The organism is Pseudomonas sp. MWU13-3659 (assembly GCF_023757525.1).
In the GTDB taxonomy this organism is placed as follows: Bacteria; Pseudomonadota; Gammaproteobacteria; order Pseudomonadales; family Pseudomonadaceae; genus Aquipseudomonas; species Aquipseudomonas entomophila_E.
Genome location: NZ_JAMSHW010000038.1, coordinates 16,375 through 36,988 on the forward strand (window position 1 = coordinate 16,375; position 20,614 = coordinate 36,988).

General features: G+C 65.7%; 18 protein-coding genes and 1 riboswitch. Of the genes, 11 read left to right on the forward strand and 7 right to left on the reverse strand.

Annotated features, from left to right (window positions below):
- Positions 1 to 14: 14 nt before the first annotated feature.
- Both NGM28_RS25745 and NGM28_RS25750 read right to left on the reverse strand, forming a co-directional pair.
- Positions 15 to 1,994, reverse strand: coding sequence for an ATP-binding protein (locus NGM28_RS25745; protein ID WP_252092130.1), 1,980 nt, complete (start codon positions 1,992 to 1,994; stop codon positions 15 to 17).
- Positions 1,995 to 2,061: 67 nt separating this feature from the next.
- On the reverse strand, positions 2,062 to 2,511 hold the full coding sequence (locus NGM28_RS25750) for a nucleoside deaminase (protein WP_252092132.1): 450 nt from the start codon (positions 2,509 to 2,511) through the stop codon (positions 2,062 to 2,064).
- 143 nt (positions 2,512 to 2,654) lie between these two features.
- Here NGM28_RS25750 and NGM28_RS25755 point away from each other — a divergent pair, with 143 nt between their 5' ends.
- Entirely contained in the window at positions 2,655 to 3,344 is a 690-nt protein-coding gene (locus NGM28_RS25755) for a type 1 glutamine amidotransferase domain-containing protein (protein ID WP_240066685.1), read from the forward strand.
- 89 nt (positions 3,345 to 3,433) lie between these two features.
- Here the strand turns inward: NGM28_RS25755 and hppD are convergent, their stop codons facing one another.
- Positions 3,434 to 4,507 carry a 4-hydroxyphenylpyruvate dioxygenase gene (gene hppD / locus NGM28_RS25760; protein WP_011534212.1) on the reverse strand — a complete coding sequence of 358 codons (1,074 nt, stop codon included), beginning with the start codon at positions 4,505 to 4,507 and terminating at the stop codon, positions 3,434 to 3,436.
- A 310-nt stretch (positions 4,508 to 4,817) separates the two neighbouring features.
- On the opposite strand from hppD, the gene NGM28_RS25765 reads away from it, so the two are divergent.
- On the forward strand, positions 4,818 to 6,404 hold the full coding sequence (locus NGM28_RS25765) for an EAL domain-containing protein (RefSeq protein WP_252092134.1): 1,587 nt from the start codon (positions 4,818 to 4,820) through the stop codon (positions 6,402 to 6,404).
- Between the two features lie 33 nt (positions 6,405 to 6,437).
- Positions 6,438 to 7,325, forward strand: coding sequence for an EamA family transporter RarD (gene rarD / locus NGM28_RS25770; protein WP_240066682.1), 888 nt, complete (start codon positions 6,438 to 6,440; stop codon positions 7,323 to 7,325).
- Here the strand turns inward: rarD and NGM28_RS25775 are convergent.
- Positions 7,288 to 8,859 (reverse strand): TerC family protein, encoded by a 1,572-nt coding sequence (locus NGM28_RS25775; RefSeq protein WP_252092136.1) that lies wholly within the window; start codon positions 8,857 to 8,859, stop codon positions 7,288 to 7,290. The genes rarD and NGM28_RS25775 overlap by 38 nt on opposite strands.
- 374 nt (positions 8,860 to 9,233) lie before the next feature.
- On the opposite strand from NGM28_RS25775, the gene NGM28_RS25780 reads away from it, so the two are divergent.
- Together NGM28_RS25780 and NGM28_RS25785 are read left to right on the forward strand one after the other, a co-directional pair.
- The gene (locus NGM28_RS25780) at positions 9,234 to 11,234 is read left to right on the forward strand and encodes a peptidase U32 family protein (protein ID WP_240066680.1); all 2,001 of its coding nucleotides are present in this window, start codon (positions 9,234 to 9,236) and stop codon (positions 11,232 to 11,234) included.
- Positions 11,235 to 11,451: 217 nt separating this feature from the next.
- Positions 11,452 to 12,009, forward strand: a complete 558-nt coding sequence (locus tag NGM28_RS25785) for a TetR/AcrR family transcriptional regulator (protein WP_252092138.1) — start codon at positions 11,452 to 11,454, stop codon at positions 12,007 to 12,009.
- A gap of 3 nt (positions 12,010 to 12,012) precedes the next feature.
- On the opposite strand, the gene NGM28_RS25790 is transcribed toward NGM28_RS25785, so the two are convergent.
- Positions 12,013 to 12,891, reverse strand: coding sequence for a LysR family transcriptional regulator (locus NGM28_RS25790; protein WP_252092140.1), 879 nt, complete (start codon positions 12,889 to 12,891; stop codon positions 12,013 to 12,015).
- Positions 12,892 to 12,998: 107 nt separating this feature from the next.
- Between NGM28_RS25790 and NGM28_RS25795 the strand changes: the two genes are divergently transcribed.
- Positions 12,999 to 13,979: a polysaccharide deacetylase family protein gene (locus tag NGM28_RS25795; RefSeq protein ID WP_252092142.1), complete on the forward strand. Its 981-nt coding sequence runs from the start codon at positions 12,999 to 13,001 to the stop codon at positions 13,977 to 13,979.
- 6 nt (positions 13,980 to 13,985) lie between these two features.
- On the opposite strand, the gene NGM28_RS25800 is transcribed toward NGM28_RS25795, so the two are convergent.
- A complete protein-coding gene (locus NGM28_RS25800) occupies positions 13,986 to 14,540 on the reverse strand; it encodes an ester cyclase (RefSeq protein WP_252092143.1) in 555 nt (184 codons plus the stop codon).
- A 132-nt stretch (positions 14,541 to 14,672) separates the two neighbouring features.
- On the opposite strand from NGM28_RS25800, the gene NGM28_RS25805 reads away from it, so the two are divergent.
- The 4 genes from NGM28_RS25805 (at position 14,673) to NGM28_RS25820 (ending at position 18,163) form a co-directional block, all read left to right on the forward strand.
- Entirely contained in the window at positions 14,673 to 15,068 is a 396-nt protein-coding gene (locus NGM28_RS25805; protein WP_252092144.1) for a winged helix-turn-helix transcriptional regulator, read from the forward strand.
- 22 nt (positions 15,069 to 15,090) lie between these two features.
- Positions 15,091 to 15,296: riboswitch (cobalamin riboswitch) on the forward strand.
- Positions 15,297 to 15,405: 109 nt separating this feature from the next.
- Positions 15,406 to 16,182: an ABC transporter ATP-binding protein gene (locus NGM28_RS25810; protein ID WP_252092145.1), complete on the forward strand. Its 777-nt coding sequence runs from the start codon at positions 15,406 to 15,408 to the stop codon at positions 16,180 to 16,182.
- Positions 16,179 to 17,141, forward strand: a complete 963-nt coding sequence (locus NGM28_RS25815) for an ABC transporter substrate-binding protein (RefSeq protein ID WP_252092147.1) — start codon at positions 16,179 to 16,181, stop codon at positions 17,139 to 17,141. Before NGM28_RS25810 ends, NGM28_RS25815 begins: the two co-directional genes overlap by 4 nt.
- On the forward strand, positions 17,141 to 18,163 hold the full coding sequence (locus tag NGM28_RS25820) for a FecCD family ABC transporter permease (protein ID WP_252092149.1): 1,023 nt from the start codon (positions 17,141 to 17,143) through the stop codon (positions 18,161 to 18,163). Before NGM28_RS25815 ends, NGM28_RS25820 begins: the two co-directional genes overlap by 1 nt.
- On the opposite strand, the gene NGM28_RS25825 is transcribed toward NGM28_RS25820, so the two are convergent.
- Positions 18,135 to 19,772: an ATP-binding response regulator gene (locus NGM28_RS25825; RefSeq protein ID WP_240066672.1), complete on the reverse strand. Its 1,638-nt coding sequence runs from the start codon at positions 19,770 to 19,772 to the stop codon at positions 18,135 to 18,137. The genes NGM28_RS25820 and NGM28_RS25825 overlap by 29 nt on opposite strands.
- 106 nt (positions 19,773 to 19,878) lie before the next feature.
- Here NGM28_RS25825 and NGM28_RS25830 point away from each other — a divergent pair, with 106 nt between their 5' ends.
- Complete coding sequence (locus NGM28_RS25830) at positions 19,879 to 20,493, forward strand: LuxR C-terminal-related transcriptional regulator (protein ID WP_252092151.1); 615 nt, start codon at positions 19,879 to 19,881, stop codon at positions 20,491 to 20,493.
- Positions 20,494 to 20,614: the final 121 nt, after the last annotated feature.

The window sequence follows — 20,614 nt, forward strand, 5'->3', positions numbered from 1 at the left end:
GGGCAGAACCAGGTTCACTCCTGCAGGATGCGGTGAACCTGCCCGACCAGGGTCTCCAGCGAAAACGGCTTGAACAGCAAGGCGGTACCCGGCTCGTCGAGCAGGGTTTGCTCCACGGGGTGATCAGTGAATCCGGTAATGAACAGGATCTTCTGCTCCGGCTTGATCAGACGCAATGCCCTGGCGACCTGACTACCACTGAAGCCTCCTGGCAAACCGATATCGGTGATCACCAGATCGAACGGCCCGGCATCACGGAATTGCCCCAATGCCGCGTTGGCGTCGGTCACATCGCACACCTCGAAGCCACGCTCTACCAGCACTTCCTTCATCAAATTGCGCAGATTGACTTCATCATCGACCAACAGCACACGCTCGCCCAGCCCTTGCCCAGTCTCCCGTGGCAGCAGCTCGGGCAGCGTACCCTGGAACCTTGGGAACATCAGCACCACCCGCATGCCTTGGTCCTTGATCGACTCGACCCAGGCCTGCCCCCCTGACTGGCGGACGAAACCATGGACCATGGGCAAGCCGAGCCCAGCCCCCTGGCCCAGTGGTTTGGTCGTGAAAAACGGTTCGAAGGCGCGCTCCAGGTCCTCTTGCGACATACCGTGGCCATCATCTTCTACCTGGATCAACACATAATCGCCAGCCGGGACCCCGGCCAGCCCTTCCGTGGGAACGACAAGTCTTTCATTGACGGTACGAATCGATACGTTGCCACGGCCCAGGCAAGCATCACGCGCATTGGCGCACAGATGCAGTAGCGCATTTCGCAATTGGTCAGGGTCGAGCTGGACGGGCCACGGGGCTACGTCGAGCTGCCAGTTCAGGTTCATCTGACCGCCCAGGGCCTGTTGCAAGACCGACTGAGCCTCGCGCAGCACACGATTGACATCTATCGCCACCGGAGAAAGTGGCTGGCTGCGAGCAAACGCCAGTAGGTTATGGGTCAGGCCTATGGCGCGCTCGGCGCATTCGCGGGCCATTCGCACGTAGCTGTCCAACCGCTCCAGACGCCCTTGGGCGATACGTCGATCCAGCAGTTCGAGACTGCTGCCAACCCCGGACAGCACGTTGTTCATCTCATGCGCCAGGCCTCCGGCCACGCTGACCACCGCCTCCATGCGCTGGCTATCACGCAAGGCCGCCTCGGCAAGGCGTTGGACGGCCTGCCGCTCATGGGTGATATCTCGCCCCACGAGAATCGGGAACTCCTGACCGGGTGTCGCGCTCCAGCGGAACCAGCAGTAATGGCCTTCACGGTGGCGCATCCGGGCTTCGAAGGCGTTCGTGACAATCCCCTGCTCAAGTGCCATGAGCGCCAACTGCACCTCGCTGCGATCAGTTGGGTGGAACAGCTCGAGCAAGGGTCCCTCGACCTGCGCTGCCTGCTCCCAGCCCAGCAACCGGGACCAGGCAGGGTTGGCCGTGCGCAAGCACAGCTTCCGGTCGAGTATCAGCATCACATCCGGAGACAATTGCCAGGTGTGTTCAGTATCGGCCAGGTAGTGCGCCAGTTGCCTTTCGAAGGTCTGCGCCAGATCGCGCCATTCGCGCGTGCTCTGCACGCTCGCCGTAGTGTCGAGCAACGTGTGCAGAAAACCGGCGACCGCCCCCTGATCGTCGCGGATCGGCGAATAACTGCAAGTGAACCACGCCTGTGTTTCCTTGCCGCCACGCAACACTGTCAGCGCTGTGTCCTCCACCAGACTGCCTTGGCCTTCCAGGGCTTTGAACACAACGCTCCCCATATGGTCCCAGGCGTTGTGCCAAATCTGGTCGAAGCTAACGCCCTGAGCGGCGCTTTTCTGCCCCAACAACGCCAGGTAGGCATCGTTGTGGATCACCGTCAGATCCGCCCCCCACACCAATGCCTTGGGGAAAGGTGAAAGCAACAACATGTCGACGGCGATACGCAAGGTCGGTGGCCACTGCGTCACAGGCCCCAGCGGCGTGCGGCCCCAGTCGAAACGGGTAATCGCTTCGCTCATCCGCGCCGCGACCGGGGACGCGGGCGCCAGATGTATCACCTGGATGCCTCCGGGCAGAGGCGATGCGTCAGCGGCCAATATCTTCATTCCACAGTTGCGGCTTTTCCGCGATGAACTGCTGCATCAAGGTGCGACAGGTGTGGTCGTGGCGAACGTCGAGCGCCACGCCTCGGCTTTTGAGCAGTTGCTCCTCGCCCAGGAATGTTTCGTTCTCACCGATGACCACGCGCTTGATGCCGTAAAGAAGAATCGCGCCACTGCACATGGCGCAGGGCGACAGGGTGGTGTAGAGGGTCGCCTCCTGGTAGACACTGGCCGGCTGGCGCCCGGCATTTTCCAGGGCGTCCATTTCTCCATGGAGGATGGCGCTGCCATTCTGCACCCGACGATTGTGCCCCCGGCCGATGATCTTGCCCTTGTGCACCAGCACCGAGCCGATGGGGATCCCCCCTTCATCCAGCCCCTTGCGCGCTTCGTCGATGGCCGCCTGCATGAATGCGAAGGTGTCCTGTTCCATGGTATCGCCCCGAGCTGCGTCTGATGTGCAGCAGCCTAGCACAGCGTCGGGTCGCCATGGCGCCTTGCCAATCGACAGCTATGCTCAATAGGCTTTTCTTTTGCCGGTTAATGATTCTCACTGGGCTCAACGGGCATGCGAACATGAACAAGAAGATCCTGATCGTGCTGACCAATACCGCCAAGTACCCCGATCTCAAGCGGGCCACAGGGTTGTGGCTGGGTGAGGCCGTGCACTTCGTCGACAAGGTGCAACAGGCCGGCTACACGGTCGACTACGTCAGCCCGGCGGGTGGCTATGTGCCCATCGACCCGCACAGCCTGCAGATGGCACCGGAGCTGGACTGGCAGTGGTACAACGACAAGGCCTTCATGAACCGCCTGGGGGCAACCCTTAATCCCGCTCAGGTAAAGGCCGAGGCCTACAGTGCGATCTACTATACCGGCGGGCATGGCGTGATCTGGGATTTTCCCAATAACCAACCATTGCAGGAGCTGGCACGCCGCATTTATGAGCGCGGTGGCGTGGTCGCCTCGGTGTGCCATGGCGCGGTGGGGTTGCTGAACATCAAGCTCAGCGATAACACCCTGCTGCTAAAAGGACGTGCGGTGACGGGTTTCTCCAACACCGAGGAGAAACTGGCCGAACTGGACAACGTGGTGCCCTTCCTGACCGAGAACGAACTCGGCGCACGCGGCGGCGAGTACAGCAAGGCAGATGATCCGTGGGCCCCCTTCGTGGTCGAAGACGACAGGCTGATCACCGGGCAAAACCCGGCATCTACCACTGGAGTGGCCGAGGCGGTCCTGCGCTACCTGGGCGCCAGCAAATAGCCAAAAGCATCGCGGGGCAAGCCCGCTCCCGCACCCTGAAGGGCGTGAGAGCGGGCTTGCCCCGCGATGGGTGTTGCAGGTGAAGCGCGTTACTCGACGTTCAGCACGCCACGGCGCACCTGGTCACGCTCGATCGATTCGAACAGCGCCTTGAAGTTGCCCTCGCCAAAGCCATCGTCGCCCTTACGCTGGATGAACTCGAAGAATACCGGGCCCAGCAGGGTCTCGGAGAAGATCTGCAGCAGCAGGCGCTTGTCGCCCGCCTCGGACGCGCCATCCAGCAGGATGCCGCGGCTCTTGAGCTGGTCGACCGGCTCGCCATGGCCCGGCAGGCGCTCCTCGAGCATCTCGTAGTAGGTTTGCGGCGGCGGGGTCATGAAGCGCATGCCGAAGCCCTTGAGCGCATCCCAGGTCTTGAGCAGGTCGTCGGTGAGGAAGGCCACGTGCTGGATGCCTTCGCCGTTGAACTGCATCAGGAACTCTTCGATCTGCCCTGAGCCCTTCGACGATTCCTCGTTGAGCGGAATGCGGATCATGCCGTCCGGCGCGGTCATGGCGCGGGAGGTCAGGCCGGTGTATTCGCCCTTGATGTCGAAGTAACGGATCTCGCGGAAATTGAACAGCTTCTCGTAGAAGCCCGCCCAGTACGACATGCGCCCGCGATAAACGTTGTGGGTCAGGTGGTCGATGATCTTCAGGCCGGCACCGACCGGGTTGCGGTCGACGCCTTCGATGAACTTGAAGTCGATGTCGTAGATCGAACTGCCTTCTTCGTAGCGGTCGATCAGGTACAGCGGCGCGCCACCAATACCCTTGATCGCCGGCAAGCGCAGTTCCATCGGGCCGGTTTCGATTTCCACCGGCTGGGCGCCCAGCTCAAGGGCGCGGGCGTAGGCTTCGTGGGCGTTACGCACACGGAAGGCCATGCCACACACCGACGGGCCGTGCTCGGCGGCGAAGTACGAGGCGATGCCCGGCTCGTTGTTCAGAATCAGGTTGATGCCGCCCTGGCGATACAGGTGCACATCCTTGGAGCGGTGGGTCGCCACCTTGGTGAAACCGAGCATCTGGAATACAGGTTCCAGCACGCCTGGGGTCGGCGAGGCGAGCTCGATGAATTCGAAGCCTTCCAGGCCCATCGGGTTGTCGAAGATATCTGCCATTTCTATGTCCTCATCTGCAGCGAAAAACGATTGATCAGTTGCTTTCGATGTAGAACTGGCGTGGTGGTGAGCACGGTATCCCGCGCACGCTGCGGGCGAGGAAGTCACCAATGATCAGCTTGAACCCATGGTATGTCATATGGACCCATTCTCGGCGGGTTTGATTCCCCGGGGAGCGGAGAACCTTATTCTTGTATTCGTAACCGGATTCTATAGTGCGTAAATCGGTTTGTCGCGCTTTAGTTCGCAGGGCCGCTCGACAAGCGGCTATCCTCTGCATGAATCATGTTCGTCCGAAGGTCCCCCACGCATGCCCCTGACACCCAAACGCCCTGCCCGCTGGAGCTGGCGCATGTTGCTACCCTGGTGCGTGGGCGTGTTGCCGCTGCTGTGCGGGCTGGCGGTGATGCGCTGGCAGACCGAGCGTGAGCTTCAGGCCAACAGTGCGGCAACCGCCCGCGAGGTGGTGAAACACCTCGAGACCGTGCTCGACAGCCTCTCCATTGCCGCCCGTCACCTGCTACCGAAGGCCGGCCAACCCTGCCAGGACGTGCAGCTGGCGCTACGCATCGAGGTGACGCGCAACGCCTTCGTGCGCTCCACCAACCTGTTCGAACGCAACACGCTGTATTGCTCCTCCCTGTTTGGCGATTTCGACGAGCCGGTGGATGCCAGGGACTACACCGGTGGGCAACTGTGGCTGATGGACGGCAACTCGGTCACCCCTGGCCAGCCGCTGCTGGCCTACCGCATCAACGAGGGTGACCGCGGCGCCATCACCACGGTGGATGGCAATCATCTGCTCACCGCCTTGCGCCTGATCGGCGAGGACGATGAACTGCAGGTGCAGGTGGGCAACCACTGGATGGGCAGGGACGGGTTGGTGCGCAACGGCACTCCGCCCGTCGCGGCCAGTGCGGCGGTCACCTTCTCCTCGACCCGCTACCCGATCAGTGTGCACGATGGCTATGGCCCGGCCAAGCCAGGCGAACTGATGCGCTCGCGCTACCCGGCCCTGCTCAGCCTGCTGCTGATACTGGGAGCACTGGCCGGCGTCACCTGCCGCTGGCAGATCCGCCGCGCCTCCTCGCCCCGCGCCGAACTGTACCGGGCGCTGGAGGCCGGTGAGTTCCTGCCCTACTTCCAGCCGGTGGTGCGCAAGGGCGACTACCACTGGGCCGGCGTCGAAGTGCTGATGCGCTGGCAGCATCCGCGCGAAGGCCTGGTGCGCCCCGACCTGTTCATCCCCTACGCCGAGCACAGCGGGCAGATCGTCGCGATGACCCGCAGCCTGATGCTCAACACCGCGCAGGCGCTGGCCCCGCATGCCGAGCTGCTGGAGGACGGCTTCCACATCGGCATCAACATCACCGCCGACCATTGCCGCGACCTGGGCCTGCTCGACGACTGCCAGACGTTCCTCCAGCACTTCCCGCCCGGGCGCGTGGTGCTGACCCTGGAACTGACCGAGCGCAAGCTGATCGAGCCGACACCGGTCACCCTGGAACTGTTCGAAAAGCTTCACGGGATGGGGGTGATGATCGCCCTCGACGATTTCGGCACCGGTCAGTCCAGCCTCAACTACCTACGCCAGTTCAAGGTCGACTACCTGAAAATCGACCAGAGCTTCGTCGCCATGATCGGTGGCGACGCGCTCTCCCAGCACATCCTCGACACCATCATCGAACTGTCCGCCAAGCTGGGGCTGGGCATCGTCGCCGAAGGGGTCGAGACCGACGTCCAGCGCGACTACCTGGCTCGCCATGGCGTGGACTTCCAGCAAGGCTACCTGTTCGCCCGGCCGATGCCGATCGCCGAGCTGCTCCTGGCCCTGGCCGCGCGCCCCGGCAGCCCACGGTTGCCGCAAGGCGCGGCCCCTGAGATCATGCGCGGCTGATCCCACCGCTCACTTCCCGTTTTCGAGGCATTCGTGTCAAAAGGCATTGTTTCGTCGGTCATGGCGTCCTGTCTGTTCGCCGTGATGTACTTCTATACCTCCTTCCTCAAGCCGCTGGACGGCGAAGAGATCTTCGGCTGGCGAACCCTGCTGACCCTGCCCTGCCTCACCCTGTTCATGTTGCTGTCCAAAGACTGGAAGCGCGTCGGCGAGCTGCTGGGGCGTGTCCGACGCACGCCGCTCCTGCTGCTGGGCATGGTCGGCACCTCCTGGCTGATGGGCGTGCAGCTGTGGCTGTTCCTCTGGGCGCCATTGCACGGGCGCAGCCTGGAAGTCTCGATGGGCTATTTCCTGCTGCCGCTGGCCATGGTCCTGACCGGGCGGCTGGTGTATGGCGAACGCCTGTCACGCCTGCAGAAGGTGGCGGTGAGCTGCGCGGCCCTGGGCGTGGGCCACGAGCTGTACCAGCACGGCAGCTTCGCCTGGGAGACGCTGCTGGTGATGATCGGCTACCCGATCTATTTCGTCCTGCGCCGCCGCTGCCGCACCGACCACCTTGGCGGCCTGTGGTGCGACATGTGCCTGCTGCTGCCCTGGGCCCTGTACTTCGTGATCCAGGGCCCACTGTCGGCGGCCGACCTTGCCGAACACCCCGGCCTGTACGGGCTGATCCCACTGCTCGGGGCGATCAGTGCCTGCGCCCTGATCGCCTACGTGCTGGCCAGCCGCCTGTTGCCGTTCAGCCTGTTCGGCCTGCTCAGCTACGTCGAGCCGGTGCTGCTGGTGGGTGTCGCCCTGCTACTGGGCGAGACCATCGGCCCGGACCAGTGGCTCACCTACCTGCCGATCTGGGCCGCCGTGCTGGTGCTGGTGCTCGAAGGCTTCAAGCACCTGCTGCGCCAGCGTCGGCGCTCGGTGTAAGGCGCACCTGGCGTACCCGCCGCTCCTCCACCGCGACCACGGTCAGGGTCCAGCCGTTCCAGGCCAGCCGGTCGCCGACCACCGGCAAACGATCCAGCAAGCTCATCACCAGGCCCGCGAGGGTCTGGTAATCCTCGGTGGCACGAGCGGCGAAGCCGGTGCGCGCCTGGATCTGGGCCAGGTTGAGGGCACCACTGACCACGAAGCCGCCCTCCTCCTCGACCACGCCCGGCCCCTCGACCTCGCTGGCGTCCGGCAGTTCGCCGGCAATCGATTCGAGGATGTCGGTCATGGTCAGCACGCCGGTGAAGTCACCGAACTCGTTGACCACGAAGGCAATGTGCGTGGACTGCCCGCGCATCTGCTCCAGGGCGTTGAGGATGCTGAAGCTCTCCAGCAGGTTGAGCGGCGCCCGCGCCAGGCTTTCCAGGTCCGGCTGGTTGCCGGCCAGCAGCTCCCTGAGCAGCTCTTTCTTGTGCACGAAGCCCAGCGGCTCCTCGACCCGCCCATCGCGAACCAGTGGCAGGCGCGAGTACGACGAGTTGACCAGGACCTGGGTAATGGCCTCGGCGGACTGCGCCAGGTCGATCATGTCGACCTTGGCGCGCACGGTCATCAGCGTGCGGATCGGCCGCTCGGCCAGGTTCAGCACACCGCTGATCATCACCCGCTCACGGCGGTCGAAGACCACCTGCTCGTCGCCACCCTCGACCAGGTCGGCGATTTCCTCGCCCAGCTCGTCGGCCTCCACCCGGCGCCCGCCCATCAGGCGCAACACGGCATGGGCGGTGCGCTCACGCAGCGGCCGGTGCTGCTGCAGGCTGCGCTTGCGGCGGGCACGGGCCAGCTGGTTGAACAGCTCGATCAGCAGCGAGAAGCCGATGGCCGCGTACAGGTAGCCTTTCGGGATATGGAAGCCCAGGCCCTCGGCGGTCAGGCTGAAGCCAATCATCATCAGGAAGCCCAGGCACAGCATGATCACCGTCGGGTGGGCGTTGACGAAGCGGGTCAGCGGCTTGCTGGCGACGATCATGATGCCGATGGAGAAGATCACCGCGATCATCATCACCGACAGTTGCTCGACCATGCCCACCGCGGTGATCACCGCGTCCAGCGAGAACACGGCGTCGAGCACCACGATCTGCGCCACGATCGGCCAGAACGCGGCATGCCGCGTCACACCACCGGACTGGGCGACATGCCCTTCCAGGCGCTCGTGCAGCTCCATGGTGGCCTTGAACAACAGGAACACACCACCGAACAGCATGATCAGGTCACGGCCGGAGAAGGTCTTGCCGAAGATGTCGATCAGCGGCGCGGTCAGGGTGACCATCCACGAGATGCTGGCCAGCAGGCCCAGGCGCATGATCAGCGCCAGCGACAGGCCGATCACCCGCGCGCGGTCACGCTGATGCGGCGGCAGCTTGTCAGCCAGGATGGCAATGAACACCAGGTTGTCGATACCCAGCACCAGCTCGAGGACGATCAGCGTCAACAGGCCCAGCCAGGCCGTGGGGTCGCCTAGCCATTCCATCAGCGGGTACTCACAAGGGATGCGTCACGGGGACGGCGGAAGGTTGGCCGGGACGGCCGGGGACTGGGGGGCTCCGCGAAGGTGCTCATATAGACCTTGTTCGAAAAATGGGATGTCGATCCTACAATCGAAGCAGATTTTTCTGATAGCGCGAAACTATTACAAAAGCTGTAACACATGCCCCAGGGCACGCTGAGCGCTGTAGGAGCGGCTTCAGCCGCGATGCAGGCGACGCGGGTGATCGCGGCTAAAGCCGCGCCTACAGAAGTCATGCCAGATCATTGACAACCGGCCTCCCGGCAGAGCAAGGATGCTCCCGCCTCAAATCACCGCTACAATGCCCGCCTTACCGTGACAGCCCGACCTATAACGACATGTCCCTTCCAAAGAACCACCTGGAACTGCTCAGCCCTGCCCGTGACGTGAGCATCGCCCGCGAGGCGATCCTGCATGGCGCTGATGCCATCTACATCGGCGGCCCGAGCTTCGGCGCGCGCCACAACGCCTGCAACGACGTCAGCGATATCGCCGAACTGGTGGAGTTCGCCCGCCGCTATCACGCGCGCGTGTTCACCACCATCAACACCATCCTCCACGACAACGAGCTGGAACCTGCACGCAAGCTGATCCATCAGCTGTACGACGCCGGTGTCGACGCGCTGATCGTCCAGGACCTGGGGGTGATGGAGCTGGATATCCCGCCCATCGAGCTGCACGCCAGCACCCAGACCGACATCCGCACCCTGGAACGGGCCAAGTTTCTTGACCAGGCCGGTTTCTCGCAGCTGGTGCTGGCCCGCGAGCTGAACCTGCAGCAGATCCGCGCCATCGCCGCCGAAACCGACGCGGCCATCGAGTTCTTCATCCATGGCGCGCTGTGCGTGGCCTTCTCCGGCCAGTGCAACATCTCCCACGCCCAGACCGGGCGCAGCGCCAACCGCGGCGACTGCTCCCAGGCCTGCCGCCTGCCGTACACCCTCAAGGACGACCAGGGCCGCGTGGTGGCCTTCGAGAAGCACCTGCTGTCGATGAAGGACAACAACCAGACCGCCAACCTGCGCGACCTGGTCGATGCCGGCGTGCGCTCGTTCAAGATCGAGGGCCGCTACAAGGATGTGGGCTATGTGAAGAACATCACCGCCCACTACCGCAAGGAACTCGACGCGATTCTCGAAGACCGCCCGGCATTGGCACGCGCCTCCAGCGGGCGCACCGAGCACTTCTTCGTGCCGGACCCGGACAAGACCTTCCACCGCGGCAGCACCGACTACTTCGTCAGTGATCGCAAGATCGACATCGGCGCCTTCGACTCCCCCACCTTCACCGGCCTGCCGGTGGGCGTGGTCGAGAAAGTCGGCAAGCGCGACCTGCTGGTGGCCACCGACGTGCCGCTGACCAACGGCGACGGCCTCAATGTGCTGGTCAAGCGCGAAGTGGTCGGTTTCCGCGCCAACATCGCCGAGCTCAAGAGCGAGTCCGAGGAAGACGGCCAGAAGCGCTACCGCTACCGCGTCGAGCCCAACGAGATGCCCGAGGGCCTGCACAAGCTGCGCCCCAACCACCCGTTGTCGCGCAACCTCGACCATAACTGGCAACAAGCCCTGCAGCGCACCTCCGCCGAGCGTCGCGTGGGTGTCGAGTGGCATGCGGTGCTGCGTGAGCAGCGCCTGATGCTCACCCTCAGCAGTGAAGAGGGGGTCAGCGTGCAAGTGGCCCTCGATGGGCCGTTCGGTGCCGCCAACAAGCCGCAGCAGGCACTGGACCAGTTGCACGACCTGCTCGGCCAGCTGGGCACCACGATGTACCACGCCACGGCCATCGAGCTCGATGCGCCGCAGGCGTACTTCATCCCCAACTCGCAGCTCAAGGCATTGCGCCGCGAAGCCATCGAGGCGCTGACCCAAGCGCGGGTCAAGGCGCACCCGCGTGGCGGGCGCAAGGCCGAGACCACGCCGCCGCCGGTGTACCCCGAGTCGCACCTGTCGTTCCTGGCCAACGTCTACAACCAGAAGGCCCGCGACTTCTACCACCGCCACGGCGTGCAGTTGATCGACGCCGCCTACGAGGCCCACGAAGAGCACGGCGAAGTGCCGGTGATGATCACCAAGCACTGCCTGCGCTTCTCCTTCAACCTGTGCCCCAAGCAGGCCAAGGGCGTAACCGGCGTGCGCACCAAGGTCGCGCCGATGCAACTGATCCAGGGCGACGAGGTGCTGACCCTGAAGTTCGACTGCAAGCCGTGCGAGATGCATGTGATCGGCAAGATGAAGAGCCACATCATCGACCTGCCGACCCCAGGCAGCGCGGTGGCCCAGGTGGTCGGGCACATCAGCCCGGAAGACCTGCTCAAGACCATCCCCCGCGCGCCCCACTAAGCGCTCCCCCTGTAGGAGCCGGCTTGCCGGCGAACACCGGCGCAGCCGGTGCCAGCCACCGCGTTGTCCGGTTCGCCGGCAAGCCGGCTCCTACAGGTCAATAGAATTAAAAAGTCTCATATGAGCTAATTTCGTCTCATATGTTATAGTCCACGATCTTTCGTCAGCCTTCGCCCGCCATCGGCACCTGCGGGCGATCATCGACTCGAGGTCATTCATGCGTAGATCCCTTCAAGAAGAACGCCTGCTCAAGGCGCTGGCCCATGCCATCGTGATCCAGCCGCGCGCCACCCTCAAGGAACTGGCGGAAACCGCCGGCGTCAGCAAGGCTACCCTGCACCGCTTCTGCGGCACCCGTGAAAACCTGGTGAACCTGCTCGAGGACCATGGCGAGCACGTGCTCAACCTGGTCATCCAGGAGGCCGACCTGGAGCGCGCCGAACCCCTGGACGCCTTGCGCCACCTGATTGCCGAACACCTCAAGCACCGCGAGATGCTGGTGTTCCTGATGTTCCAGTACCGCCCCGACACGCTGCTCGGCAACGCTGAAGACCGCCGTTGGGAGGCCTACACCCAGGCCATGGATGCGTTTTTCCTGCGCGCCCAGCAGATGGGCGTGCTGCGTATCGACATCAGCGCGGCGGTGTTCACCGAGATGTTCATGACCATGATCTACGGCATGGTCGATGCCGAGCGTCGCGGGCGCGCGGCCAGCGCCAACACCGCCCAGGCGCTGGAGCAACTGTTCCTGAGCGGGGCGCGCACGCCGGCCTGAACCTCAGGCCAGCTGTGCCACGATCGCCTCGGCCAGCGCCCGAACCCGCCGTGGCTGCACCCGGGTCGGCGGGTAGACAATCTGCAACGCCACCTCACCCGCGCCATAGGCCGCCAGCACTTCCAGCAACCGGCCACTGTCCAGGTCGGCCTGCACATCGCGGACCGATTTCAGGCAAAGGCCATGCCCGGCCAACGCCCAGCGGCGCACCTGCTCGCCATTGTTGGCCACCCGGCGCCCGCTGACCCGCACGGGGTACGCCTTGCCCTCCAGGCGAAACGGCCAGGTGCGTTCAGCATGGATGCCGAAGCGCATGACGATGCAGTCGTGGCCCGCCAGCTCATCGGGATGGGTTGGGGTGCCATGACGTTGCAGGTACTCCGGCGCGGCACACACCAGCCTGCGGTTGTCCCCCAGCGCCCGCGCGCGCAGCGAGCTGTCGGCCAGGGTGCCGTAGCGAATGGCGAAATCGATGCCCTGCCCCACCAAGTCAACGTAACCGTCGGTAAGGTCAAGGTCGATGGCCACCTGTGGGTGGTCTGCCAGGAACCGGTCAAGGATCGGCGCGATGACGTTCTGCCCCAGGTCAACCGGCGCACTCAGGCGGATCAACCCCGAGATCTTCTCGCTGCCGTGCCGGATGCGTCCTTCCAGCTCGTCGGCCTCCGCCAGCAGACGCCGTGCGCCATCGGCCAGCACGCGGCCCTCGTCGGTGAGGTTGAGCGAGCGTGTGGTGCGGGTGAGCAGCGCCACGCCGTAGTGGGCTTCCAGCGTCGACAGACGTTCGGACACCGTCGCCGGCGACAGCCCCCGCTCACGACCTGCGGCCGACAGGCTGCCTTTCTCGATGATGGCCAGGAACAACGCCAGGTTATCCAGCATGGTTTTCGACTTTTCCGAAATGTGAATTTTGATTTCGCCTGATTATTTGCGATTTAACCGCTAAATACACTGACGCCTCCCCTAACACAACCCTCGGGAGACCATCGATGACCAGCAGAAGAGACTTCGTCAAAGGCACCCTCGTCGGCGGCATCGCCGCAGCGGCCGCCGGCACGGTGCTGACCAGTGGCGCCGCCACGCCGCCGCGCAACAGCCCCGCCCCAGCGGGCGGTGGCGGGCCGTTCTGGCCCAACGGCGCGCAACTGGTGATCTCGATCTCGTTGCAGTTCGAGTCGGGCAGCCAGCCCGCCCACGCCGAAAGCCCGTTCCCGCCACTGGACGCGCGCTACCCGGACACCATTGCCCCCAGCTGGTACCGCTATGGCCCACAGGAAGGCGTGCCGCGCCTGCTCGACCTGTTCGACCGGCATGCCATCAAGGTCACCTCGCACATGGTCGGCAAGGCCGTCGAAGCCTACCCGGAGCTGGCCGCCGAGGTGGTGCGTCGCGGCCACGAAGCCGCGGCCCATGGCTTGTACTGGGCACCGCAATACAGCCTGACGCCCGCCGAGGAGCGCCGTCACTACGAGCAGGCGTCGGCCATCGTCGAACGGGTGACCGGCCAGCGCCCGGTGGGTTTCAACGCCTTCTGGATGCGCCATTCCCGGGACACCCTGAACATCCTCCAGGACCTGGGCTTCCTCTACCACATCGACGACCTGTCCCGGGACGAGCCGTCGATTACCCCGGTACGCGGCAAACCCTTCGTCGTGGTGCCCTACACCCTGCGCAACAACGACATTGGCCGCATCGCCGGTTCCACCGCGATGACCGGCGCCGCCCTGCTGCAAGAGCTCAAGGACGAATTCGACGTGCTGTATGCCGAAGGCCGACAGCGGCGCCGGCTGATGTCGCTGTCGGCCCACGACCGCATCGGCGGCACACCGACCGTGGCCCACGCGCTCGACCAGTTCATCGCCTATGCCAAGTCGCACCCAGGCGTGGCGTTCCTGCGCAAGGACGAGATCGCCCGCTGGACCCTGGCCCAGGGCAATGCGCCGCTGAATCCGGCCAGGGTCTTCGACTGATTGAACTCAGCGGGCGGCCAGCCCGGCCTGTTGCAGGAAGGTCAGGTTGTCTTCCAGGTGCCAGTCCTCGGCAATACGTCCATCGGCAATGCGATAGATGTCCATCGCGATGAAGTCGATGGCTTCGCCCTGCCCCTGGTGCTCGCCCAGCTTGCCGGTGAAATGCCCGGTAAAGCGCAGGGCCGCGGTGACCCGGTCACCGGCAACGATCATCTGCAGCACTTCGCAGCGCAGGTCCGGCACCGCCGCGCGGAAGGCCTTCGAGGCGTTCAGCGGGCCTTCGACACCCTGCAGCCGTCCTGCCGGCAGGGTGTTGTCGCGAAAGTCCGCGGCCAGCGCGGCGCGGGCCATGGCTTCGTCGCCGGTGTTCCAGAAGGTGTCATAGCGCCGGGCGGCGAGGATCTGCTGTTCGAGCTGGGCCTTGGGCAGGCTGTGGTCGACCACCAGCACGGCTGGCGCAACCAGTTCGCCGGCACTGGCCAGGTTTGCGGCAGCTGCCAGCAGCAGAGGCGTCAACCAGCGGCCGGCACGCATCCCCGAAGCCTTGGATTCGGTATTCATGTTCATTTCCTTGAAGTGTCGTCAGAGAAGGCATGGCGCGGCCGCGAACCATGCAGACAAGCCTATCCAGTCGGCGCCAAGCCCTCAAGAAGGCACTTTTCACTCACCTGGTCACCCTGGAGTAACCCCCGCATGGCCCACTACCGGGAATGCCCCGCCTACGACGTATTCGCCCCCGCCTGCCCCGCGCGGTTGGTGCTCGACCGCCTGGCGGACAAATGGGCGCTGCTGCTGATCGACCGCCTCAGCGCTGGCGAACGCATCCGCTTCAACCAACTGCGCCGGGACATGGCCGGGGTCTCGCAGAAAATGCTCTCGCAAACCCTTAAGCGCCTCGAACGCGACGGGCTGATCGAGCGTGAAGTGCATCCGAGCGTGCCGCCCACGGTCGAGTACGCGCTGACCGAACTGGGTGCGACCCTGGGCGACACGGTCGAGCGCCTGGCACGTTGGGCGGAGTCGAACATGCCCGCGATACAGCTGGCCCAGCAGCAGTACGACCGCCAGGCTGCGCGCCACCTCGATTGACTCGCCCGCGCATAAATGCTCAGATGCGCCCCTTGTTTCAGGTGTCCCTGGCCGCCGTGCCAGGGGTTAAACGGGAAGCCGGTGCCTCGCTTATCGCGAGAAGTCCGGCGCTGCCCCCGCAACGGTAAGCGAGCAAGGCATTCGACAGACCACTGTGCCGACGGCATGGGAAGGTGAATGCCCGCCCCTCTCGCAAGCCCGGAGACCGGCCTGCAACCTCTGTTTGGCAACTCCCGCGGTGGGCGGGCGCGTGCCGGTCTTGGGGCGGCCCGCTGCCTGCAATGCCTTCATGCGTCCACCTCGCCGGGCTTCACTTTCTCGCTACGGGCGCGTTTGCATGTCTTCACCCCTCCTGCGCATCGAGCGCCTGCACTGGTCACCCGCTGCCGGCGAGCCACGCCTGCTCGACGATGTCACGCTCGACGTGCGCCCCGGCGAGTTCGTTGGATTGATCGGCCCCAACGGCAGCGGCAAGACCAGCCTGCTGCGCTGCGCCTACCGCTTCAATCGCCCGCTGGCCGGGCGCGTGCTGCTCGATGGCGAGGATGTCTGGCAACGCCCGCCGCTCTGGGTGGCCCAGCGCATCGCGGTGATGCTGCAGGAGTTCCCCGAGGACTTCGGCCTCAGCGTGCGCGACGTCGTCGCCATGGGCCGCACGCCGCACCTGGGCTGGCTCGACGGTGACGGCGACCCGGCGCCCATCGAGGCCGCCTTGCGCCAATTGGGCCTGGAAGACCGCGCCGAGCAAGGCTTCGCCCACCTGTCCGGTGGCGAAAAGCAGCGTGTGCTGCTGGCCCGGGCCCTGGCCCAGCAACCGCGCCTGCTGGTGCTGGACGAGCCGACCAACCACCTCGACCCGCGCTACCAGCTGGCGCTGCTGCAGCATTTGCGCGGCACCGGCCTGGGCCTGCTGGCGAGCTTCCACGACCTGAACCTGGCCGCCGCCTTCTGCGACCGCCTGTACGTCATCGAGCAAGGCCGCATCAAAGCGGGCGGCACGCCCGCCGAGGTGCTGACCGAGCAGTGCCTGGCCGAGGTCTTCGGCACCCGCGCCCTGGTCGACCGCCACCCCTTGGCCCATCACCCGCGCATCACCTGGATCAGCCCCGCATGAAGCGATCGATACTTACCCTGCTTGCCGCCCTGCCCCTTATCGCGGCGGCCAGCGACTACCCCGTGAACGTGCGCAGTTGCGACCGCACGGTGACTTTCCAGCAGGCACCGCAACGGGCGGTCAGCCACGACATCAACCTGACCGGCATGCTCCTGGCCCTCGGCCTGCGCGAGCGGATGATCGGCTACAGCGGCATCAGCGGCTGGAAGACCCTCGACCCCTCCTTGAGCCAGGCGTTGACGGGCCTGCCGGAACTGGCGCCACGCTACCCATCGGTGGAGAACCTGCTGGACGTGGACGCCGATTTCCTGTTCGCCGGCTGGGGCTACGGCATGGAGGTTGGCGGGACGCTCACGCCGCAGCGCCTGGCATCGTTCGGTATTCCGGTGTACGAGCTGAGCGAGTCCTGCTCGCGGATCATGCCCCGCCGCCCGGCGAGCCTCGACGACCTCTACACCGACCTCGACAACCTCGGGCGGATCTTCGACGTGGCCCCGCGTGCCCAGACGCTGATCGCCGGACTGCGCCAGCGGGTCGCCCGGGTTGCCCAGACCCTCGCCAACGTCCACGACCGCCCCAAGGTGTTCCTCTACGACAGCGGTGAGGACCGCCCCACCACCTCCGGCAGCCTGGGCATGCCACAAGCACTGATCGCGGCGGCCGGTGGCGACAACGTGATGGCCGACGTGCAGGCCAGCTGGACCGAGGTCAGCTGGGAAAGCGTCGTCGAGCGCGACCCCGAGGTGATCGCGATCGTCGACTATGGGCCGACCACCAGGCAGCAGAAACGCGATTTCCTGCTCCAGCTCCCGGCGCTGGCCGACGTGAAAGCCATCCGCGAGCGCCGCTTCGTGGTGCTGTCCTACCTCCAGGTGACCCCTTCGGTGGACAACGCCGACGCCATCGAGCAACTGGCCGGCGCCCTGCACCCGCAACTGTTCGCGCAGGCACGGCCGTGATGCCGCTGCGCAGCCCCTCGGCCTACCGGCTGCTGCTCGTCGGGCTGGTGGCCGCCCTGCTGCTGTCCTGCCTGGTTTCACTCGGTTTCGGCGCGGCCCAGGTGCCGCTGGCCAATGTGCTGGACATCGCCTTGAAGCAGGCAGGGCTCGCCGAGGCTGGCAACTTCAGCCGTGGCCAAGAGCAGATCGTCTGGCAGATCCGCGCGCCACGGGTGCTGCTCGGCGCGTTGGTGGGCGCCGGGCTGGCCATGGTAGGCGCCGCCTTGCAGGCCGTGACGCGCAATCCGCTGGCCGACCCGCACTTGCTGGGGGTCAGCTCCGGGGCCGTGCTCGGCGCCGTGCTGGTGGTGTTGTTCCTCGGCCCCTTCGCCGGTGTGCTGAGCCTGCCGTTGGCGGCGTTCCTCGGCGCCCTGGGCTGCATGCTGCTGGTGCTGGGCGTGGCCAGCCGGCGCGGCCGCCTGGACAGTGAGCGGCTGCTACTGGCCGGCGTGGCGGTGTCGTTCGTGGTGATGGCGCTGGCCAACCTGTTGCTCTACACCGGCGACCCCCACGCCGCCAGCTCGGTGATGTTCTGGATGCTCGGCGGCCTGGGCCTGGCGCAGTGGTCGCTGCTGTGGCTGCCGGCCCTGGCCGTGCTCGCCGGGCTCATCCTGCTGATGAGCCTGGCCCGCGCGCTCAATGCCCTGATGAGCGGCGAGCAGACCGCCGTGAGCCTGGGCTTCGACACCCGCCGCGTGCGCGCCCAGGTGTTCGTCGGCACGGCGCTGCTCACCGGGGTGCTGGTGTCGCTGTCCGGCGCCATCGGCTTCGTCGGTTTGATGCTGCCGCACATGGCCCGGTGCCTGGTCGGCGCCGAGCATCGCCGGCTGCTGCCGACCTGCGCGTTGCTCGGGGCGCTGTTCATGGTCTGGGTCGACATGGGCGCGCGCACTTTGATCGCCCCCCAGGACCTGCCGATCGGCATCGCCACGGCGGCCATCGGCGGGCTGTTCTTCATCGCGCTGCTGCGCCGTCGCGGCTAAGCTCGGGCGTCACGCCACGCAGCCCGCGCAGCGCCGCGCGCAGCTCGGCCGGGCGCACCGGCTTGGCCAGCACCGCGATACCCCGGGCCTGCAATGCCGCCTGCAGCCGGTCGATATCGTGCCCGGTCATGATCAGCGCCGGCACCGCCCAGCCGCGCTGGGCACGCAGGTAATCGATGCAGTCGATGCCGGTGGCCTTCGGCCCCAGGTCGTAGTCGGCGACGATCACATCACAGTCACTGGCCAGGCCCTCGGCGGTATCATGCGCCTGCACCTCGCAGCCCCAACGCTGCAACAACGCGCAGGTGGCCTGCAACACATTGTGGTCATCCTCCACCAGGCACACGCGCAAGCCGGTGAGCAGCCCCGCCTGCAAGGCCGGGTCGATGGTCGGCTTCGGCACCTGCGCCACAGCCCTGGGCAGACCACTGAGGCGCACGGTGGTGCCGTGGCCGGGCCGTGAACGCAAGCTTACCGCCATCCCCATCAGGCGGCCCAGGCGCTGGACGATGGACAGCCCCAGGCCAACGCCCTCGACGTCCTTGTCGCGGGCCTCGCGCACCCGGTAGAACTCCTCGAACACCTTGCCCTGGTGCTCCTCGGCGATCCCCCGGCCCTGGTCGCAGATGACGATGGCCAGCCCCTCGCCACAGGGCCGCACCCCCACCAGCAACGGCCGGCCAGCGGCGTACTTGAAGCTGTTGGACAGCACGTTCTGCACCATGGTCGCCAGCATCCCGGGGTCGGCGCGGGTCCAGTGCCGGCAGGCTACCTGGCGCATCTCCACGCCCGCCCAGCGCGCCGCCTCGGCGTTCTGGCGCAGCAGCTCGCGCAGGAAGCCATCCACCGCGAAGGTCTCGAACTTCGGTTGCACCCGGCCGTTGTCCAGGGTGTAGAGGTCGAGGATCGAGCGGAACAGCTGCGAAACATTGAGCAGCGAGCGGTCGATGCTGTCCACCAGGCGTCGCTCCTCGTCGCCCAGGCGCGCCTCGCGCAGGCAGGCGGTGAACAGGCCGATGGAGTGGATCGGCTGGCGCAGGTCATGGCTGGCCTGGGCCAGGAAGCGGGACTTCTCGCGGGTGGCGGCCTCGGCCAGGGCCGTGGCCTTGCGCGTGCGCTCCAGCAGCAGGTGGGCGTAGAACGGGATCAGCGTGCTGGTGGTCAGCAGCATCGGCAGCAGGAACGGCTGCTGCTGCCAGTAGGGGGTGAACCACCACACCGCCACCAGCGCGCCCAGGGCCAGCACGGTGGCGATGGCCAGGTAGCGCGAGCCGAAGCGCATGCCGTTGCCCAGGTTGATCCAGACCATCACCGCATACAGCGGCAGCGCGGCCTCGCCGCCGACCACCAGGCCGAAACAGGTACCGGTGTAGTCGCCCAGCATGCCGAAGATCCGCCGCGCCGGATAATGCCCGGGCCAGCGCTTGATGGCCTGGCGCATGGCGACCGAGACCACCACGAAGGCGGCGTAGTAGAGCAGCACCGGCAGGTAGGTGGCGAGCGAGCGGCCCGGCAGGAAGCCCAGCAGCGCCACGTAGCTGATTGCGCATGAGGCAACGATGATGCGCAGGTTGGCCTGGTCCAGTTCGTTGTTCTTTTCGAACTTCATGGGTAACGTCCTTGTGCGCCAGTCGGCATCTTCGTGAACAGCCTGGGGAAACGGCGGTCCAACCCTGCTAAGTTAACATGTGTCGCAAGACAGGGAGTTTCACGACGTGAGTTGCCGCATCATCGTGGCGGATGATCATCCGCTGTTCAGGGACGCCATGGCCAGCACCGTGCGGCGCCTGCTGCCCGAAGCCGAAGTCGAGCAGGCAGGCACCCTCCAGGACGTGCTCCGGCTGGTCGCCCAGGGCGAAGCGCCCGACACCCTGATCCTTGACCTGCGCTTTCCCGGCCTGACCTGCATCGCCCGCCTCGCCGAGTTGCGCCAGCAGTTGCCGCGCACCGCGCTGGTGGTGCTCTCCATGGTCGACGATCCCGAGGTCATCAACGCCGTCATGGCCGCCGGGGCCGACGGTTTCATCGGCAAGAGCCTCACTCCCGAGGAGATCGGCGCCGCCCTGCTTGCCGTGCGTGAAGGCGAAGTGGTGGTCAGGTATGCGCCTTCGGGCCTGCTGCATCAGGAGGGGGCCGACAGCGAGCTGGAACAGCTGACCCACCGCCAGCAAGACGTGCTGCGCCTGATCGCCCAGGGCAAGACCAACAAGGAGATCGCCCGTGAGCTGGACATCTCGCCGTTCACCGTGCGCATCCATGTGTCGTCGCTGCTCAAGGCCCTCAACGTGCCGACCCGCACCGCGGCGGCCGTGAAATATTCAGGTAACTGAAACATGCCAAAGGCACCGCCACACCTGTAGGAGCCCAGCGCGCCCCCTGTAGGAGCGGCTTCAGCCGCGATCACCCGCGAAGCGGGTGCCAGGCACCGCGTCGCCTGCATCGCGGCTGAAG

Excerpts from the sequence above, each read along its gene's own strand:
- NGM28_RS25745 (WP_252092130.1), bottom strand. The coding sequence starts at position 1,994 with ATGAGCGAAGCGATTACCCGTTTCGACTGGGGCCGCACGCCGCTGGGG.
- NGM28_RS25750 (WP_252092132.1), bottom strand. The coding sequence starts at position 2,511 with ATGGAACAGGACACCTTCGCATTCATGCAGGCGGCCATCGACGAAGCG.
- NGM28_RS25755 (WP_240066685.1), top strand. The coding sequence starts at position 2,655 with ATGAACAAGAAGATCCTGATCGTGCTGACCAATACCGCCAAGTACCCC.
- hppD (WP_011534212.1), bottom strand. The coding sequence starts at position 4,507 with ATGGCAGATATCTTCGACAACCCGATGGGCCTGGAAGGCTTCGAATTC.
- NGM28_RS25765 (WP_252092134.1), top strand. The coding sequence starts at position 4,818 with ATGCCCCTGACACCCAAACGCCCTGCCCGCTGGAGCTGGCGCATGTTG.
- NGM28_RS25775 (WP_252092136.1), bottom strand. The coding sequence starts at position 8,859 with ATGGAATGGCTAGGCGACCCCACGGCCTGGCTGGGCCTGTTGACGCTG.
- NGM28_RS25780 (WP_240066680.1), top strand. The coding sequence starts at position 9,234 with ATGTCCCTTCCAAAGAACCACCTGGAACTGCTCAGCCCTGCCCGTGAC.
- NGM28_RS25785 (WP_252092138.1), top strand. The coding sequence starts at position 11,452 with ATGCGTAGATCCCTTCAAGAAGAACGCCTGCTCAAGGCGCTGGCCCAT.
- NGM28_RS25790 (WP_252092140.1), bottom strand. The coding sequence starts at position 12,891 with ATGCTGGATAACCTGGCGTTGTTCCTGGCCATCATCGAGAAAGGCAGC.
- NGM28_RS25795 (WP_252092142.1), top strand. The coding sequence starts at position 12,999 with ATGACCAGCAGAAGAGACTTCGTCAAAGGCACCCTCGTCGGCGGCATC.
- NGM28_RS25800 (WP_252092143.1), bottom strand. The coding sequence starts at position 14,540 with ATGAATACCGAATCCAAGGCTTCGGGGATGCGTGCCGGCCGCTGGTTG.
- NGM28_RS25805 (WP_252092144.1), top strand. The coding sequence starts at position 14,673 with ATGGCCCACTACCGGGAATGCCCCGCCTACGACGTATTCGCCCCCGCC.
- NGM28_RS25810 (WP_252092145.1), top strand. The coding sequence starts at position 15,406 with ATGTCTTCACCCCTCCTGCGCATCGAGCGCCTGCACTGGTCACCCGCT.
- NGM28_RS25815 (WP_252092147.1), top strand. The coding sequence starts at position 16,179 with ATGAAGCGATCGATACTTACCCTGCTTGCCGCCCTGCCCCTTATCGCG.
- NGM28_RS25820 (WP_252092149.1), top strand. The coding sequence starts at position 17,141 with ATGCCGCTGCGCAGCCCCTCGGCCTACCGGCTGCTGCTCGTCGGGCTG.
- NGM28_RS25825 (WP_240066672.1), bottom strand. The coding sequence starts at position 19,772 with ATGAAGTTCGAAAAGAACAACGAACTGGACCAGGCCAACCTGCGCATC.